Genomic DNA, 15,528 nt, shown 5'->3' on the forward strand with positions numbered 1-15,528 from the left:
TGCACCCTGTTCACAATAGCCTGTCATGCTACTGGGTAAACCACACACCCCACCCACTAGCTGAAAGGCATACTCATGCTCACCGTCTTCGACCTCAACACCCGCACCATGCTTTACGGGCCGGACTTCTGGGAGCTCACGGCAGGTTACACAGAGTTTCACGGGGTCAGCTTCGTCTCCTCCTTCGCTACGATTGACCAGCTCAGCCAGAGGTTCGAGCAGGTCAAGCTGATTCTAGGTCTTGAAGAAGCCAAAACCGGCAGCCTGCTGCGGCAAATCTTCGACCCAACCCGGCGCGTCCGCGAACTAGAAACCGCCAGCGAGCCCCTGCTCGACGCCCTCGAAAGCGGCCGCGTGCACCTCAAATACAACGCCGATAAGCTCTTTCACTCCAAGTACTTCATCCTCACATCGACCGACGAGTTTGCGATTCTCACCGGGTCCATGAACCTCACCCGGGCAGCCATGACCCAGAATCACGAGCACAACACCCTCTACCGGGGTCGCTTCGACAGCCCCGATGACACCGCCTACCTGCGCGAATACACCGAACTCTTCACCCAAAACTTCGAGGTCGAAGCCACCGACTATCTCGACCGCAGCACCGTGCAGGAATTCCGTCAGGCCAGCACCGCCGAGCAGCGCACCAGCATCATCGATACCCGCATCATCAAGGACGCCAAACTCCTACCCACCGAACACCGCGAAACCATCGGCCAGCTCCTGCGCGAGGAAAAATCTGATACAGCCACCCCCGAAAGCGTGACCACAACTTACCAGCTGGGTGCCCCCGTCGTCCTGCACACTCTCAAAGCCACTTACACCCCCGCCGGTAAAACGCGCACCCCTGCCGCCGCGACCAAGGCCCTGCAGACCGTGCACCTCAGACAAAGGCAGGTCGCCCCGGCGGATGCCAGCCCCATCACGGGTGCGCAACCCCGCTGGGTTGCCACCGATGACGGCACCCTGCTCATCAACCACGAGGGGAAGGAACTTACCCCGCTCACCGATGCAGAGGTAACAGCCCGCGACGCCTCAACCTTCGTCGATATCGTGCTCTCCTACCGGGATAACAAGATGCGCGATGAATCCCACCAGGCCCTGAGTGCCTTCCTCTTTGCCATGACGGCCCCGGTGCTCTGGCGCATCCGCCACCTGGTTATGGAAACCGGCGAAAATCCCGACAAAATCCCCGTTCTCCTGGCTATCTTGGGGTCTGGGTCATCGGGTAAAACCACCATGGTTGACGACTACCTCAAGCCCTTCATCGGTGACTACTCTCCCCTACTGGCTGAAGAACTGCTCAAAACCACCTACGGCTCTAAAACCGGGTCAATCAACTATATGAACAGCTACATGGAATCGGGCGAAGTCTCACCCCTCATCATCGACGAGGTGGGTACCCAGTTTCTGAACGGGGCAACGGTGCAGGGTAAAATCAAGCACTGGGCCAACCTGCGCTCCAACGGGTTTGAGGGCCCGCAGGGAACCATCATTCTGACCTCAAACGCCGACGGGGCTGTGCTGCAAGAAGCCATCAAAAAACGCGTCTGGTACATCTCTATTACCAGCGACTACAAGCCTACTGACCAGCAGGTCTATAACTTCACCTCCCTGGCGGGGTCGGTCAACAACAACCTCTATCGCCACGTGGTCTACACCCTCAGCCAGCGGCTCGACCACTTGACCGCCCACGAGATTCAGCGTTTTTCACGCAACTGGGTCTGGCTCACCGCCGAGATTCTGCAAGAAACCCTGGCCCGCTTTGGGCTAGAAACGGCCTTTCCCGCCAAATTGTTCACCCCCTACAGCTACCGCGACGAAATCGCCCGCGGCATCATCACCGACACCATCCACCAGGCCCACGCCAAGGACGCCCTAGCCTTCAGCGCGCATAGCCCCGAGGTAGCGTCCGTCCTGCGCTCTGCCTGGGAGGCAACCGGCACCTTCAACAAGACCCAGAAAGAAGAGATGATTGAATTTCGCTCTATTCTGCCCGCCGACTGCGTTTTAGAGGCAACCCCTAAGGCCATCACGCTGAACATCGAGCGCACTGACGCCTATCTGGGCGAGCCCCTGCTAGCCGGCTACCGCGAGCGTAGCCCGCTCAATGTGGTGACCAAGAGCGAGCACACCCTCGCCCTGCTCGAAGCGCAGCGGGAGAGGTCTGAGCGGGAGAAGGCCGAGCTGAGGTTGGAGTTAGAGGCTGAGCGGGTTGCTTTGTTGACTCGGCAGGTTCAGGACGCTGAAGCCCGCTCGCGCGGGTGGGGGCGGCTGTGGCGGCGGTAGGCTCCGCTGCGCTCTAACCGAGCGTGCGTCATATCGCTGAGCGTGTACCGACCATGCGCACACTCAGCGATATGACGCACGCTCACCTGATGTTGTTGGTGAGCGAGTTCTGCTCTATCGGTTTTACAAATTATCTGGAGTCGGCGCAATTGTTGTGGCGTTCATTTCAAACCAATATCAACCAGAAGCATCACAACGCACTACAGCGCCCGTGGACGAAGAAGCTTGAGCGGGTGCTGAAACGTCACTTCACGTAGTAGCAACAGCTATCATCAATTACTCTAGATCACCAACCGACACTATTAGGGCAGTAGCGCGTTAAATACCTCGGACGTCGCAGGGTGGGTGTAGATCCCCTCGCCGACCTCAGCGGCAGGAATCTGGTGGGTAATGGCCAGGGCTACGGTATTGATGAGTTCTTGAGAATCAATGCACCAGAGAGTAGCGCCCAGAATCTGGTTAGTTTCCTTGTCAAGCACAAACTGAGCAATACCCTCGGGCTTACCCATAATCTTGGGGCGGGGCACAATCGCCAGATCTGCAATCTTAGCTTCGCGCACATCAGTCTCGTGATCGCGGCCGGCAGCCTCGGCGGTCAGCCCCACGGTGGATAGCGGCGGGTCAATAAAGGTAGTGGTGGGCAGCAAGCGACCGGTGCGGGTACGAGATCCGTCGCCCCAACGGTGCGACATCACGATGCGATGGTCGTCAAAGGACGCGTAGGTGAACTGGGGTGCGCCGGTTACGTCCCCCACCGCATAGATACCCTCCACGTTAGTGCGGCAGTGTTCATCGACCTGGATGCCCTTCTCGGTGTACTCGACCCCGGCTGCCTCGAGGTTGAGCCCGGCAACTACAGGGCGGCGGCCGATCGCAACCAGAATAGCCTCATCGTCAAGCTGCTCACTAGCCTGTTCAACTGCAATACGCCGGTCAACGATGTTTATACCCTGGTTCTCCAGGTGCTCGCGCACCGCCTGGGCAATGTGCCGGTCGAGGGCAGGTAGGAAGTCTCCTTCCCCCTTGTAGATGGTGACCCTGCTACCAAAGCCAGAGAACATGGTAGCGAACTCTAGACCAATCGGCCCGCCGCCAACTACGGCGAGAGAAGCCGGGGTGCTCTCAAGCTGCTGGATGCTGGTGGAGTCGTGCACGCGTCCGCCCACCTCAACACCCGAGCTAGCCCCGGTGTTAATAATGATGGTTGAAGCACTCACCCGCACCTGCTCCCCCACCTGCACAGTAGAAGAATCAACAAACCGGGCAGCTCCGTCGAGTAGCAGTACGCCTTTACCCTCTACCATCTTCTGGTTGGCGGCATTGAGTCGGGCAATGAAACCATTACGGTCATCGCGAGCCTCAGGAAAATCCCGGTGTAGGTGGGTCTGCTCCAGCAGGAACTTGGTTGGAACACAGCCAATATTGATGCAGGTGCCACCGTACATGGCAGGGTCTTGCTCAACCAGCGCTACCCTATCGCCGGCAGCTGCACGCTTCATGGCAATCGTTTTACCCGCCTTACCAAAGCCCAGTACCAGCACATCGACGGTTAATTCTTCCACCAGATCTCCTTTTGTATGAAAGTCGATTACGGATCTTACCCTGCCTACCTTACTCCCGGCAGGCGTCCGCCCCGGGCACCTGCCCAGCAATTTCGCAGAGAAAAAACTCCCCGCTAGCAGATAGAGTTCGTCTGCTCGCGGGGAGTTTTCGGGGCTAGGGTAAGTTCTAGCTCTGGGTTAGCGCACCTCACCGATCATGTCGAAGGTGGTGGCTGCACCCTTGGTGTTGGAGTTGACCATCACCGCAATGGAGTTCTTGCCCTGCTTGAGGTCAGAAGCGGGAATCTCGATGACCAGCGGGGTGGTACGGGCAGCCCCAAAGTCTACAGCGCGGGTGGCGGTGTAGGTGGGCAGGGCACCCCAGATGAGGTTCTGGCGGGTGTATTCCTTACCGTTGACCCAGATCATCATGCCGTCATCCACGTAGGTAGTCAGCACAAGCTTTTGACCAGCAGCCAAGTTCAGGTTGAGCTCCTTGCGCAGCATCATCGATACCGGCTGGGCGCTGGATGAGAACTGGTACATGGTAGCTACGCGCGGCTCACCCCAGCCAACCGATGAGTAGGTGGTGTACCACTTGGCGGTGTCGTACTTGTAGTCGGTAGCACGCCAGGTGGAGTCCAGCCCCTGCCAGGCGTTCAGACCAAAGGCAATCTTCCACTCATCGCCCGATGCCAGAACAGGCTCAGAGTTTTCAGCCGGAACCGCAAACGGCCCAATAGGAGCAGGGTTGTTGATGACAGTACCGTTGGCAGGAGCCTCAGCAAGGCGCTCGGGCTCAGCGGGAGCGGGCTCTTCCACAACCGGGGGCTCTACCGGGGCAGGGGCCTCAGTGGTTGCTTCGGCGGTCGGGGTAGGCTCTGCAGGCACCTCAGCGGTAGGCTCAGCAGTGGGTTCGGCGGTGGGCTCCACCGGAGCCACAGGCTGCTCGGTCTTCTGAGCCAGAGCAACGGAGGTTGAGGCTGAGAAGTTGCCTGCGGCGTCCGCCGATCGCACGAAGTAGCGGGCATCGTCGGTGTGGGCCACCGAGTAGGTGGTGTCGGTGGTGGTTGCGATGACGCGGTTATCGCGCAGCACCTGGTAGGTTACGTTGCGACCGGCTGAGGGCCAGGTCAGGACGTCGGTAGCACCGTCGGTGCTCACAGCCAGTGAGCGCGGGGCGGCAGGGGCAGTAACGTCGCGAGGTGCGTAACGGGCAAAGCCCACGGTCTGCTGCATACCGTTAGCGCCCTGGGAACGGTTGATGTCGCCACCCAGCCAGAGGGTGCCGGTGGTATCAACGAACTGCTCCCAAACACCGTCACCGCGGGGGCCGCGCAGGTTGGGGGCGAACTCGCCGATCACGCGACCGGTTTCAGCGTCAAAGGCTGCTGAGAGGCGGATGGACTGCAGGTTGAAGAAGCCCTTGTTGGTCCAGGGCTGCATCCAAGTGCCGGAGCCTTCATAGATGTAGTTGCCACAGTGGCAGGCACCGTAGATGACCTTGTTGTTCTGGTCTTCATAGAGGTCCTGGAAGTCGCCGCCCTCGATGGTGATTGCCGAGTAGAGGCGGCTCATGGTGTTCTTGGCGTACTGGTGGATGATGTGTTCTGAACCGGCAGCCCAGACGGTAGCGCCGGCGTCCTCAACGTCGTTCTGGTAGCCCTGGCGCTGGATGGTGGGGAAGGACGGTTCCCAGATCCAGGCCTTGGCGATGTTGCCGTCGGTGGTGTTGAGCTGGGCTAGCTTCCAGGTCTTGGTGCCGTTGACCTCTGAGAAGTAGCCTGCTGCTGCCACGGTTGCCCCGTCGTCTGAGGCTGAGAGGCCGTTGACGGTGCCGTTGAGGTAAGGGCGCCAGCTGGCGTCCGGACCGTTCTGGCTGAAGCTAAAGCGACCGGCGTTGCGGGAGTAGCCAGTAGCCCCGGTTTCGGTATTGACCACGTGGGAGAAAGCGCCGCCCACATAGAGGTAGTCGCCCTGCACATCCAGGGTGCGGGCACTGGTGATAGAGCCTGCACCGCGGTTTTCGATGCCGAAGTTGTAGGTGCGGTCAATCGCACCGGTTACGGGGTCAAGGATGACCAGACCGGCAACCTTTTCGCCGTTGACCTCGGTGAACTCACCGCCAACAGCTAGGGTGCCGTTGGGCAGGGCTTCTAGGGCCTTGATCTGGCCGTTGAAGGTGGGCATGAAGGTGCGCACAAGTTCACCGGTGGTTACGTCGTAGCCTGCCAGGAACTTCTGCTGAACCTTCTCACCGGTGGCGGCGTTTTCTACCCAGGCGAAGTCGCCGCCGGTGAAGACGGTGTTACCCACCTGGGTGATGGCCTGCACGTAGGTGTTGAGCTCGCCCAGGGTTCCGGTGCCGGTGGTGTCGCTGGTGCGCCAGGTGACCTTAGCGGAATAGGAGTTGGGCAGGGCACGGCGGGTGGAGGCGGACGCACCCGCGTCAGCGTAGTCGCTCAGGTTCAGGTCTGCCTGGGTCAGCTTGGGCCGAAGGAAGACCTGGGAGAAGGGCAGGGGGCTGGCGCCGGTCTTGGACCAGAGGTGGGTGGTGGCGTTATCGGAGCCGCGAGCAACGGGGCCGTAGGCAAAGCCCATGCGCCAGCCCTGTGCGCTGGTGCCCAGGAAGTTGACCTGGTACATGGAGAGTACCGGCTTCATCATCTGGCCGGTCAGCGATGAGAAGTTTCGGTTGGAGCTGGTGACGGTCGGTGAATCGCCGCGGAATTTGATGTCACGCCAGGTCTGGGTGCCTGAGAGGGCCCAGGTCCAGTCGGTGGCGTTGGCGCGGGTAGCGGTAACATTCTGCCATTTGGTGCCTTCGGCGTTGGCAGCGCGGCGGATGCGGAAGCCTTCTTTGAGGTCAGACACCTTGCTGTTGCCGATCAGGGCATCGACCGTGGTGGAGGGCAACTGCACGGGGGTGAAGGCGTCGGTGCCATCGGGGTTGGTGTACAGCTCTGAGGCTTTGCCCTTGCCGTTGTAGTTTTCTTCCCAGCCATCACGGCCGCGGCCGATCATGACCCAGCCGCCACCGTCAGTTTCCTGGTCGCAGTAGAACTGTTCGGGGGCTGCCATCTCCGGGGTCCAGAGCCAGTAGGTGCCGCTGGTTGCGGCGGGGTCGGTCTGCTTGGCTTCCCAGCAGCTGGCGGCTGCGGTTTCACTGGTTTTACCGTCGGGGGTGTAGGTGTCGGATGCGGTTGCTCCCGGCAGCACGGTTACTGCGGTGGCAAGAGCGAGGACGCCTACCCCGGCTTTGGTGGCCAGGTTGGGTTTTTTGAGTGAGAAGGGGGCTGTGAGCTGGGTGCGCGTGGCAGCCCAAAATTCGCGCGCTGTTGCACGCTTCGACGGGCGCGCCGAAGTGTCTTTATGTTCCATGTGTTCCCTAGTATGCGAGTAGCCCGCCGGTTAGTCGGCGGATCAATGTGCGTATATATAGCTTAGGGTTTACTGGGCTTGCTCTGCCTGCTATGGGGTGTAGTCATTGCTGGGGCTAAGCGCCACCAACCGGCCCACAAGCTATACAGGGCACGAGTGTATGCCCTGGTGAGAGCCTCTGCATCGCCGATAGTTATTCTTCAGCCCGAAAAGAACAAGCTGTGCAACCAGCCACATCAACACAAGTACAGATTTTAAAACGAGGACGCCACCCCGCACTCCCCTGCCCGTGGGCAGGGAGGGTGCGGGATGGCGTCCTGATAATTTATGTCTAAATTACCTTAGATGTTGAAGCCCAGGGCTCGCATCTGGTCGCGGCCGTCCTCGGTAATGCGCTCGGGGCCCCACGGGGGCATCCAAACCCAGTTCACGTGCCACTCATCAATCATGTTTTCCAGGTTCTGCTGAACCTGTTCCTCGATGACGTCCTGCAGGGGGCAGGCGGCGGTGGTCAGGGTCATGTCGAGCACGAGAGCGCCTTCGTCATTCCAGCGCATACCGTAGAGCAGACCCAGATCAACGATATTGACACCCAGTTCGGGGTCAATCACGTTCATGAGGGCCTCTTCGATGGCCTCTTGGCTGGGGGCACCAGCGGGTGCTTCTGCCATGGTGGTGTCCGTCCTCTCGGTTGAGACAGCTAGCCTTACTTGGCTGCCAGGTAACGCTCGTAGCCTTCTTCTTCAAGACGGTCAGCGAGCTCGGGGCCGCCCTGGTCTACCATCTTGCCGTCCACGAAGACGTGAACGAACTGGGGCTTGATGTAGCGCAGGATGCGGGTGTAGTGGGTAATCAGCATAACGCCCATGTCGTTTGCCTGGTGGGCGCGGTTAACGCCTTCAGACACAACCTTGAGGGCATCGACGTCCAGGCCGGAGTCGGTCTCATCGAGAATACCGAACTTGGGCTTGAGCAGTTCCAGCTGCAGGATCTCGTGGCGCTTCTTCTCGCCGCCCGAGAAGCCCTCGTTGACGTTACGTGAGATGAAGGCGGGGTCGATGGAGAGGTTCTCCATAGCTGCCTTGACGTCCTTGGTCCAGGTGCGCAGGGCGGGTGCTTCACCGTCAACAGCGGTCTTGGCTGAGCGCAGGAAGTTGCTCATGGTGACGCCGGGGATTTCAACGGGGTACTGCATGGCCAGGAAGAGACCGGCGCGGGCGCGCTCGTCAACGGACATCTCGGTGACGTCTTCGCCGTCGAGAAGGATCTCGCCGGAATCGATCTGGTACTTGGGGTGGCCAGCGATGGTAGAAGCCAGGGTTGACTTACCGGAGCCGTTGGGGCCCATGATGGCGTGGATTTCACCGGAGTTGATGGTGAGGTTGACGCCCTTGAGGATGGGCTTGGTGTTTTCGTCGTCCAGAATAACGGAGACGTGGAGGTCCTTGATTTCAAGGGTTGCCATAGTTTGTTTCTCCTGTAAAAAGGTAAAGCTTTAGTTGTTGGAAATCGCGAGTTCAGCTTCGAGGGCATCGGTGAGCTGTTCTTCAAGCTCGGGGATGCGGATCTGCTGAATAATCTCGTTGAGGAAGCCGCGGACGACCAGGCGGCGGGCTTCAGCTTCGGGAATGCCGCGAGCCTGCAGGTACCAGAGGTGCTGCTCATCGAGCTGACCGGTGGTGGATGCGTGGCCGGCGCCTTCAATCAGACCGGTTTCGATTTCCAGGTTGGGCACGGAGTCGGCACGGGGGCCGTCTTCGAGAATCAGGTTGCGGTTGAGCTCGTAGGTGTCGGTGCCTTCTGCATCCTTACCGATGAGCACATCGCCCACCCAGACCGAGTGCGCACCCTTGCCCTGCAGGGCACCCTTGTAGGTGACGCGGGACTTACAGTTGGGCTCGGTGTGGGCCACGAAGAGACGGTTCTCAATGTGCTGGCCGGCATCGACGAAGTAGAGGCCGTACATCTCGGTTTCAGCGCCGGGGGCGGTGAACTTGGTGGACGGGGTGACGCGCACCAGGTCACCACCGAGGGAGATGTTGACGTGCTTGAACTTAGCGTCACGCCCCAGAGCAGCGTACTGGGCTGAGGCATGGATTGCGTCGTCCTCCCACTGCTGAACGGTGATGACGGTCAGTGAGGACGAGTCGCCCACCTTGAATTCAACGTTCTGGGAGAGCACGGCTGAGCCGGTGTGGCGCAGTACGACAACTGCCTTGGAGAAGGGCTTGGTCTCGATGAAGAGGTGCTGGGCTGCGGCGTCCTTGTGGGTGCCGTTGATTGCAACCTCAATCTGGCCTTCCAGTTCTGCTTCTGCGGGAACGGTAATGGCGGTTGCCTCGGAGAAGGTGCTCCAGGCGTTGGCCGCTACGCGGTCCTCGGGAATACCGGCGGAGCCAATGCGGGCGTCGTCGCGGGCGATAGTCTCGACCTGGACGCCGGCGGGGGCGTTGACCTCTACGGCGGGGGCAGCACCGGTGAGTTCATCGGTGTGCAGGCCGCCCAGACGCTTGAGCGGGGTGAAACGCCAGTCTTCTTCGCGGCCGGTGAGGGCTGCAAAGTCTTCGACCTTGTAGGAGGTCTTGCGCTCGGCGCGGGAGCCGTCAATCTCGACCTTGTCGGTGTTGTGCTTTGAGACGCGGATGGTGTCGTCGGTGGCCAGCTCGGTTGCGAGCTTCTCACCTTCCTGGTCCATACCGGGAATCGCGGGGTTGTTGTGACCCTGGTTTTCTGCGTTAGCCATAATTTAGCCTACGGATCCTTCCATCTGGAGTTCGATCAGGCGGTTGAGTTCAAGCGCGTATTCCATGGGCAGCTCGCGGGCGATGGGCTCCACGAAGCCGCGCACGATCATGGCCATGGCTTCGTCTTCGGGCAGGCCGCGCTGCTGCAGGTAGAAGAGCTGTTCTTCTGAGACGCGGGAGACGGTTGCCTCGTGGCCCATGGTGACGTCGTCCTCGCGGATATCTACGTAGGGGTAGGTATCTGAGCGGGAGATGGTGTCGACCAGCAGGGCGTCACAGACCACCGAGCTCTTAGCGTGGGAGGCACCTTCGCGCACCTGTACCAGGCCGCGGTAGGCGGCACGGCCACCGTTACGAGCCACAGACTTGGACACGATGGTGGAGGAGGTATTGGGGGCGATGTGAACCATCTTGGAACCGGTGTCCTGGTGCTGGCCCTCACCGGCGAAAGCGATGGAGAGGGTCTCACCCTTGGCGTGCTCGCCGACCATGTAGACAGCGGGGTACTTCTGGGTGACCTTGGAACCGATGTTGCCGTCGATCCATTCCATGGTGGCACCCTCGTGGGCGATGGCGCGCTTGGTCACCAGGTTGTAGACGTTGTTAGACCAGTTCTGGATGGTGGTGTAGCGAACGCGGGCGTTCTTCTTCACAATGATCTCAACGACTGCGGAGTGCAGGGAGTCGGTCTTGTAGATGGGGGCGGTGCAGCCTTCGATGTAGTGAACGTAGGAGCCCTCGTCAGCGATGATGAGGGTACGTTCGAACTGGCCCATGTTCTCGGTGTTAATGCGGAAGTAGGCCTGCAGGGGGATCTCTACGTGAACTCCCGGGGGCACGTAGACGAATGAGCCACCTGACCATACGGCGGTGTTCAGAGCTGCGAACTTGTTATCGCCTGCGGGGATCACTGAGCCGAAGTATTCTTCGAAGAATTCGGGGTGTTCCTTGAGGGCGGTGTCAGTATCCAGGAAGATAACGCCCTGGGCTTCGAGGTCTTCGCGGATCTGGTGGTAGACAACCTCTGACTCGTACTGGGCGGCAACGCCGGCGACCAGGCGGTTACGTTCTGCTTCGGGGATGCCGAGCTTCTCGTAGGTGTTGCGGATGTCTTCGGGCAGTTCTTCCCAGGTTTCTGCCTGGCGCTCGGTGGAGCGGACGAAGTACTTGATGTTATCGAAGTCGATGTCCGAGAGGTCTGCACCCCAGGTGGGCATGGGCTTGCGGTCGAAGAACTTGAGGGCCTTCAGGCGAAGGTCCAGCATCCATTCGGGTTCGTTCTTCTTGGCTGAAATGTCGCGCACGACATCTTCGTCAAGACCACGCTTTGCAGCCTGGCCTGCTTCATCGGAGTCAGCCCAGCCGTACTCGTAGGTACCGATACCTTCGAGTTCGGGGTTTGCCTCCAGAATTTCTGAAATGACGGTGTTGTTGGCGGTGCGCTCAACCTGTTCAGTCATTACGGCCTTTCTTGGTGGGTTGGTTTTCACCGAGGTAAGTCGGTGAAATCTTCTTCTCAGTGGCGAGGTTCTGCGGGGCAGGCCCTGCCGGTGGAAAGTTTAGGGGGCGGTGTCGCCTGGGGATTCTTCGGGGGTCTGCGGTGCGGACGCCGGTGGGCGGCCGAGCGGGATGTGGGTGGTGCAGACGTGGGCGCCACCTGCCATGGTGGAGAGCCTGCGCACATCGACGCCGAGGAGTTCGGAGATAATCTCGGTTTCCTGGTCGCAAAAGACGGAGAAGTCTTCGGCTAGATCTCGTACGGGGCAGTGGCCCTGGCAGAGCTGGATGGAAGCCAGGAGGTTATCGGGTAGCTTGGTCCGCATGCCTACGGCCGGGGCCATTTCGTTGGCGGTGGCGACAAAACCGTCGCGGGTCATTGCCTCTGCGAGCGCTTCGGCGCGGGCTGAGACGTCATCGCCTGCCGCTTCGACGATGGGGCGGTAGCGCTCTGCCATGTCGTGGGCGCGGGCTGAGGCGAACTGGCGTAGAGCGTCTTCACCGACGGCGTCCTTCAGCATGGTGAGGGCATCGCGGGCTATGTCGAGGTAGTCGTTGCCCAGTTCGCTGTGCCCCTGCGGGGCGATGACGTAGCGGCGGGCGGGACGGCCCGCTCCGGCACCGTGCTGGCGGTGGGAGGCAACCTCGATGAGGCCGTTCTTCTCAAGCGCGTCGAGGTGGCGGCGGACGGCTGCCGGGGTGAGGCTGAGCAGTTCACCCAGTTTGGCCGCAGAAACAGGGCCGTGAGTGAGAACTCCCTGGAGCACGCGGTCGCGCGTGCGTTCCTCTGTTTCTGCAGGGCGGGCAGGTTTAGTGGACACAGTTCTGCCTTTCTCTGCGGAATACACAAGTAAAGTATGTCGTAATTGTGGCACCTTAAGCTAGTAAGGACTACCTATTTAAGGCAGTACAGTGGCAGGCGTCCGCCCAGAGCCGAAACGAAAGGGCTAGAATAGACGGGTGACGACACACCACCTGCCCCCCAGCCTTAGCCCACGTGAGAGCGCATCTGACGCACCCGCGTCCGCCGCTCTCATCATTGACAACCTGGTCAAGGACTTCACCCCCTCCAAGGACTTCGCGCGCAAGCACCCCGAAGCTCTCACCAGCGAGGGGCTCAAACGAGCGGTAGACCGTCTCTCCCTCACCATTGAACCGGGTCAGGTAACGGTTCTGCTGGGTGCTAACGGGGCCGGGAAAACCACCACCCTAGCCTGCGCCCAGGGCCTGCTCAAACCCACCGGCGGCAGCATCTCCCTGCTCGGTCACACCCCCTGGGGGGCCTCCCCTGAACTGCGTGCCCGCGTTGGCATCATGCTGCAGGACGGCGGCCTGCCCCCGTCCGTCCGTCCGCTTCCCCTGCTGCGGCACATCGCCAGCATGTACACCAACCCCCTCGACGTCGATGCTCTCGCCAGCCGCCTGGGAATCGACGCCTACAACGGGACCAGTATTCGCAGGCTCTCAGGTGGGCAGAAACAGCGCCTTGCCCTAGCTGCAGCAATCATCGGTAGGCCCGAGATTCTTTTCCTCGACGAGCCCACCGCCGGCCTCGACCCCCAATCGCGCAGCGTCGTTTTCGACATCATCCGCGAACAGCGCGATGCCGGCGTAGCCGTTGTACTCACCACCCACCTGCTCGATGACGCCCAGCGCATCGCCGACTACGTCTACATGATTGAGCACGGCAGGGTCGTACTGGCCGGAACCATGGCCCAGGTGCTAGCCAGCGGGCAGGACGACGCCCGCTGCCTCACCTTCACCGCCCCGCCCGGCATCACCCTTTCAGCCATCTGGCCCGCAGGTGACTCCCCCCTGCACCTGGTCGAAGAACCCCAGGGTCACTACCAGCTCACCGGCCCGCTCACGGCCCAGTACCTAGCCGACCTCACCGCCTACTGGGCAGCCCAGGGCTACATGCCCGGCGAATTCTCCCTGGCCAGCCGAACACTAGAAGACGTCTTCCTCGAACTATCAGGCAGTGATATCCGATGAGCACCACCTCAACAGCAGCACCAGCCCTCACCCGTGTGCTAGCCCAGGGCAAGTTCGAAACCATCGCCATGCTCAAAAACGGTGAGCAGCTCATGCTGAACATCGCCTTCCCCATCATGGGCCTACTGGCACTTGCCTACACCGGCTTTCTCGACCCCTGGGCGAACCGCTACGGGGTCAGCCGCGTCGACATTGCTGTGCCCGGCGTGCTAGCCCTGTGCGTGCTCTCCACCGCGCTCTCAGGTCAGGGTATTGCCACCGGCTTCGACCGCCGCTACGGGGTGTTGCGCTTTATCTCCACCACCCCGCTCGGCAAGGGCGGCCTGATCGCGGGCAAGGTGCTGGCGGTGCTCGCGGTCCTCCTAATTCAGTACCTGCTGGTGGGGGCACTCGGCCAGCTACTGGGCTGGACGGCCACCGTGCCCGGCGTCCTCATGTCCCTGCCGACCCTCTTACTGGGGGCAGCCTGCTTCACCTCCCTGGGGCTACTCATCGCCGGGACCGTGCGTGCCGAAGCAACCCTGGCTATCGTCAACATGGCCTGGGTGCTGCTGGCCGCAGCCGGGGGAATCCTGATTCCCACCGACCGCTACCCCAGCTGGCTGGGCTCCATCATCGACCTGCTGCCCTCAGCCGCCTTAGGCAACGCCCTGCGCGGGGACTACATCTACCACAGCTTCTTGCTGCTCCCCCACCTCATCCTGGTAATAGCAACCGTCGTGTTTGCTACCCTGGCCACCCGATTCTTCAAATGGTCAGCCTGACCTGACCCACACCGTCCGCAACCCTCGTGAAGGAAAGCTCCATGCCGACCACGCACACACCCACCCCCGGCGCCAACCAGCAAGCCAGCCTGGGTGAAAAACTTATCCCCCGCAGCTACACCCGCTGGATCAGACAGACCGCCTGGGCCGTAGCCATCGCCAACATCGTGCTCATTATCTCCGGCGGTGTCGTCCGCCTGACCGGCTCCGGCCTGGGCTGCGATGCCTGGCCCCGCTGCACCTCAGACGGCTCCTGGACCACCACCCCCGAAATGGGCATCCACGGCATGGTCGAATTCGGCAACCGCCTGCTGACCTTCGTGCTGGCCGTCGTAACCATCATCGCTTTCCTAGCAGTGCTGCGGGTGGTGTTCCCGGAGCGGATGACTTTGGGTCGCTTCATGTGGGGTCTGCTCGTAGGCAGTCGCTCTGAGAACTTCCATGCTCAAGGTGTCGGTGCTTGGTTGGAGTCCCGCGGCTTTGTCGCCCCCCGCTCCCGCTACTCGGACCTCTTCAACCTAACCCTGCTGCTGCTCTGGGGCATTCCGGTGCAGGCCTTGGTCGGCGGAATCTCGGTCTGGCTGCGCCTCAATCCCTGGATGATTACCGCCCACTACATGCTCTCAGCTCTCATGATTATGCTTGCAGGCATCTACCTCAACCGCGTCTACCGCTACTTTGAGGGCACAGCTGCCCGCGAGGGGCTCGTCCCCGCCGCTGCCCCGGCTCATGCCCCAGCTCAGAGCGCGGACGCCGGCGCCCCCGCGTCCGCCCACCTCATGCGGGCACTCGGTTGGATCGGTGTGGTGCTGGTTGTTGCGCTGATGTTCATGGGCACCGTTACTACGGGTACCGGCCCGCACGCCGGGGACGCTGAAACCCACCGCCATGCTTTCAACCCCGTCTGGGTGACCCGTATGCACGGCACTCTTGTATGGGTCTACTGCGCATCGGTGCTGGGCTTCTTCGTGCTGTGGAAGCAGAAGGGCTGGGCACCTGTTTTCGGTAAGTCTCTGGTCTTTGTGCTGGTGGTCCTGGGGTACCAGGCTGTGGTGGGCTACACCCAGTACTTTAACGGGCTGCCGATTTGGCTGGTGGAGATGCACCTGATTGGGTCGGGTGTGTTCGCTCTGGCGGCGTCTTCGCTGTTTGAGCGGCAGCTGGTGCTCTCATCCCCCGCTGCGCGCGAGAAGGCGGCGGGACGCGTCCGGACGGCGTAGCCTTCCCCCTCCCACCCCACTCCACTCCACTCCAAGGGGACCGCAAAACTAAAAAGGGACCGCGTATTATGCGGTCCCTTTTTAGTTTTGCGGTCCC

Annotated in this window: 12 protein-coding genes; 5 read left to right on the forward strand and 7 right to left on the reverse strand. The window is 61.0% G+C overall.

The window, feature by feature from the left end:
- Window positions 1-75: 75 nt before the first annotated feature.
- Window positions 76-2,289, forward strand: a complete 2,214-nt coding sequence (locus tag ACEE43_RS03450; protein WP_449106916.1) for a phospholipase D-like domain-containing protein — start codon at window positions 76-78, stop codon at window positions 2,287-2,289.
- A 53-nt stretch (window positions 2,290-2,342) separates the two neighbouring features.
- Entirely contained in the window at window positions 2,343-2,546 is a 204-nt protein-coding gene (locus tag ACEE43_RS03455; RefSeq protein ID WP_449106917.1) for a hypothetical protein, read from the forward strand.
- 45 nt (window positions 2,547-2,591) lie between these two features.
- Here ACEE43_RS03455 and ACEE43_RS03460 read toward each other — a convergent pair whose 3' ends face one another.
- The 7 genes from ACEE43_RS03460 to ACEE43_RS03490 form a co-directional block, all read right to left on the reverse strand.
- A complete protein-coding gene (locus tag ACEE43_RS03460) occupies window positions 2,592-3,851 on the reverse strand; it encodes an FAD-dependent oxidoreductase (RefSeq protein ID WP_449106918.1) in 1,260 nt (419 codons plus the stop codon).
- A 177-nt stretch (window positions 3,852-4,028) separates the two neighbouring features.
- Window positions 4,029-7,211 (reverse strand): fibrinogen-like YCDxxxxGGGW domain-containing protein, encoded by a 3,183-nt coding sequence (locus ACEE43_RS03465; RefSeq protein WP_449106919.1) that lies wholly within the window; start codon window positions 7,209-7,211, stop codon window positions 4,029-4,031.
- A 341-nt stretch (window positions 7,212-7,552) separates the two neighbouring features.
- Window positions 7,553-7,882, reverse strand: coding sequence for a metal-sulfur cluster assembly factor (locus ACEE43_RS03470; RefSeq protein ID WP_083092831.1), 330 nt, complete (start codon window positions 7,880-7,882; stop codon window positions 7,553-7,555).
- 35 nt (window positions 7,883-7,917) lie between these two features.
- Window positions 7,918-8,676, reverse strand: coding sequence for a Fe-S cluster assembly ATPase SufC (gene sufC, locus ACEE43_RS03475; protein WP_185172967.1), 759 nt, complete (start codon window positions 8,674-8,676; stop codon window positions 7,918-7,920).
- A 30-nt stretch (window positions 8,677-8,706) separates the two neighbouring features.
- Window positions 8,707-9,954 (reverse strand): Fe-S cluster assembly protein SufD, encoded by a 1,248-nt coding sequence (sufD, locus tag ACEE43_RS03480; protein ID WP_237185616.1) that lies wholly within the window; start codon window positions 9,952-9,954, stop codon window positions 8,707-8,709.
- Window positions 9,955-9,957: 3 nt separating this feature from the next.
- Window positions 9,958-11,415, reverse strand: coding sequence for a Fe-S cluster assembly protein SufB (gene sufB, locus ACEE43_RS03485; RefSeq protein WP_237206843.1), 1,458 nt, complete (start codon window positions 11,413-11,415; stop codon window positions 9,958-9,960).
- A 99-nt stretch (window positions 11,416-11,514) separates the two neighbouring features.
- Window positions 11,515-12,273 carry a helix-turn-helix transcriptional regulator gene (locus tag ACEE43_RS03490; RefSeq protein ID WP_449106920.1) on the reverse strand — a complete coding sequence of 253 codons (759 nt, stop codon included), beginning with the start codon at window positions 12,271-12,273 and terminating at the stop codon, window positions 11,515-11,517.
- A 154-nt stretch (window positions 12,274-12,427) separates the two neighbouring features.
- Here ACEE43_RS03490 and ACEE43_RS03495 point away from each other — a divergent pair, with 154 nt between their 5' ends.
- The 3 genes from ACEE43_RS03495 to ACEE43_RS03505 are packed head-to-tail and all read left to right on the forward strand — an operon-like array spanning window position 12,428 to window position 15,431.
- Window positions 12,428-13,447 (forward strand): ABC transporter ATP-binding protein, encoded by a 1,020-nt coding sequence (locus tag ACEE43_RS03495; RefSeq protein WP_449106975.1) that lies wholly within the window; start codon window positions 12,428-12,430, stop codon window positions 13,445-13,447.
- Complete coding sequence (locus ACEE43_RS03500; protein WP_237209357.1) at window positions 13,444-14,211, forward strand: ABC transporter permease; 768 nt, start codon at window positions 13,444-13,446, stop codon at window positions 14,209-14,211. Before ACEE43_RS03495 ends, ACEE43_RS03500 begins: the two co-directional genes overlap by 4 nt.
- Window positions 14,212-14,252: 41 nt before the next feature.
- Entirely contained in the window at window positions 14,253-15,431 is a 1,179-nt protein-coding gene (locus ACEE43_RS03505; RefSeq protein ID WP_449106921.1) for a COX15/CtaA family protein, read from the forward strand.
- Window positions 15,432-15,528: the final 97 nt, after the last annotated feature.

Source organism: Rothia sp. 11254D007BW (genome assembly GCF_053548195.1).

Bases quoted from the DNA above. Each gene is read 5' to 3' on its own strand.
- sufD (WP_237185616.1), bottom strand. From the start codon at position 9,954: ATGGCTAACGCAGAAAACCAGGGTCACAACAACCCCGCGATTCCCGGT.
- ACEE43_RS03470 (WP_083092831.1), bottom strand. From the start codon at position 7,882: ATGGCAGAAGCACCCGCTGGTGCCCCCAGCCAAGAGGCCATCGAAGAG.
- ACEE43_RS03500 (WP_237209357.1), top strand. From the start codon at position 13,444: ATGAGCACCACCTCAACAGCAGCACCAGCCCTCACCCGTGTGCTAGCC.
- sufC (WP_185172967.1), bottom strand. From the start codon at position 8,676: ATGGCAACCCTTGAAATCAAGGACCTCCACGTCTCCGTTATTCTGGAC.
- ACEE43_RS03465 (WP_449106919.1), bottom strand. From the start codon at position 7,211: ATGGAACATAAAGACACTTCGGCGCGCCCGTCGAAGCGTGCAACAGCG.
- ACEE43_RS03455 (WP_449106917.1), top strand. From the start codon at position 2,343: ATGCGCACACTCAGCGATATGACGCACGCTCACCTGATGTTGTTGGTG.
- ACEE43_RS03450 (WP_449106916.1), top strand. From the start codon at position 76: ATGCTCACCGTCTTCGACCTCAACACCCGCACCATGCTTTACGGGCCG.
- sufB (WP_237206843.1), bottom strand. From the start codon at position 11,415: ATGACTGAACAGGTTGAGCGCACCGCCAACAACACCGTCATTTCAGAA.
- ACEE43_RS03505 (WP_449106921.1), top strand. From the start codon at position 14,253: ATGCCGACCACGCACACACCCACCCCCGGCGCCAACCAGCAAGCCAGC.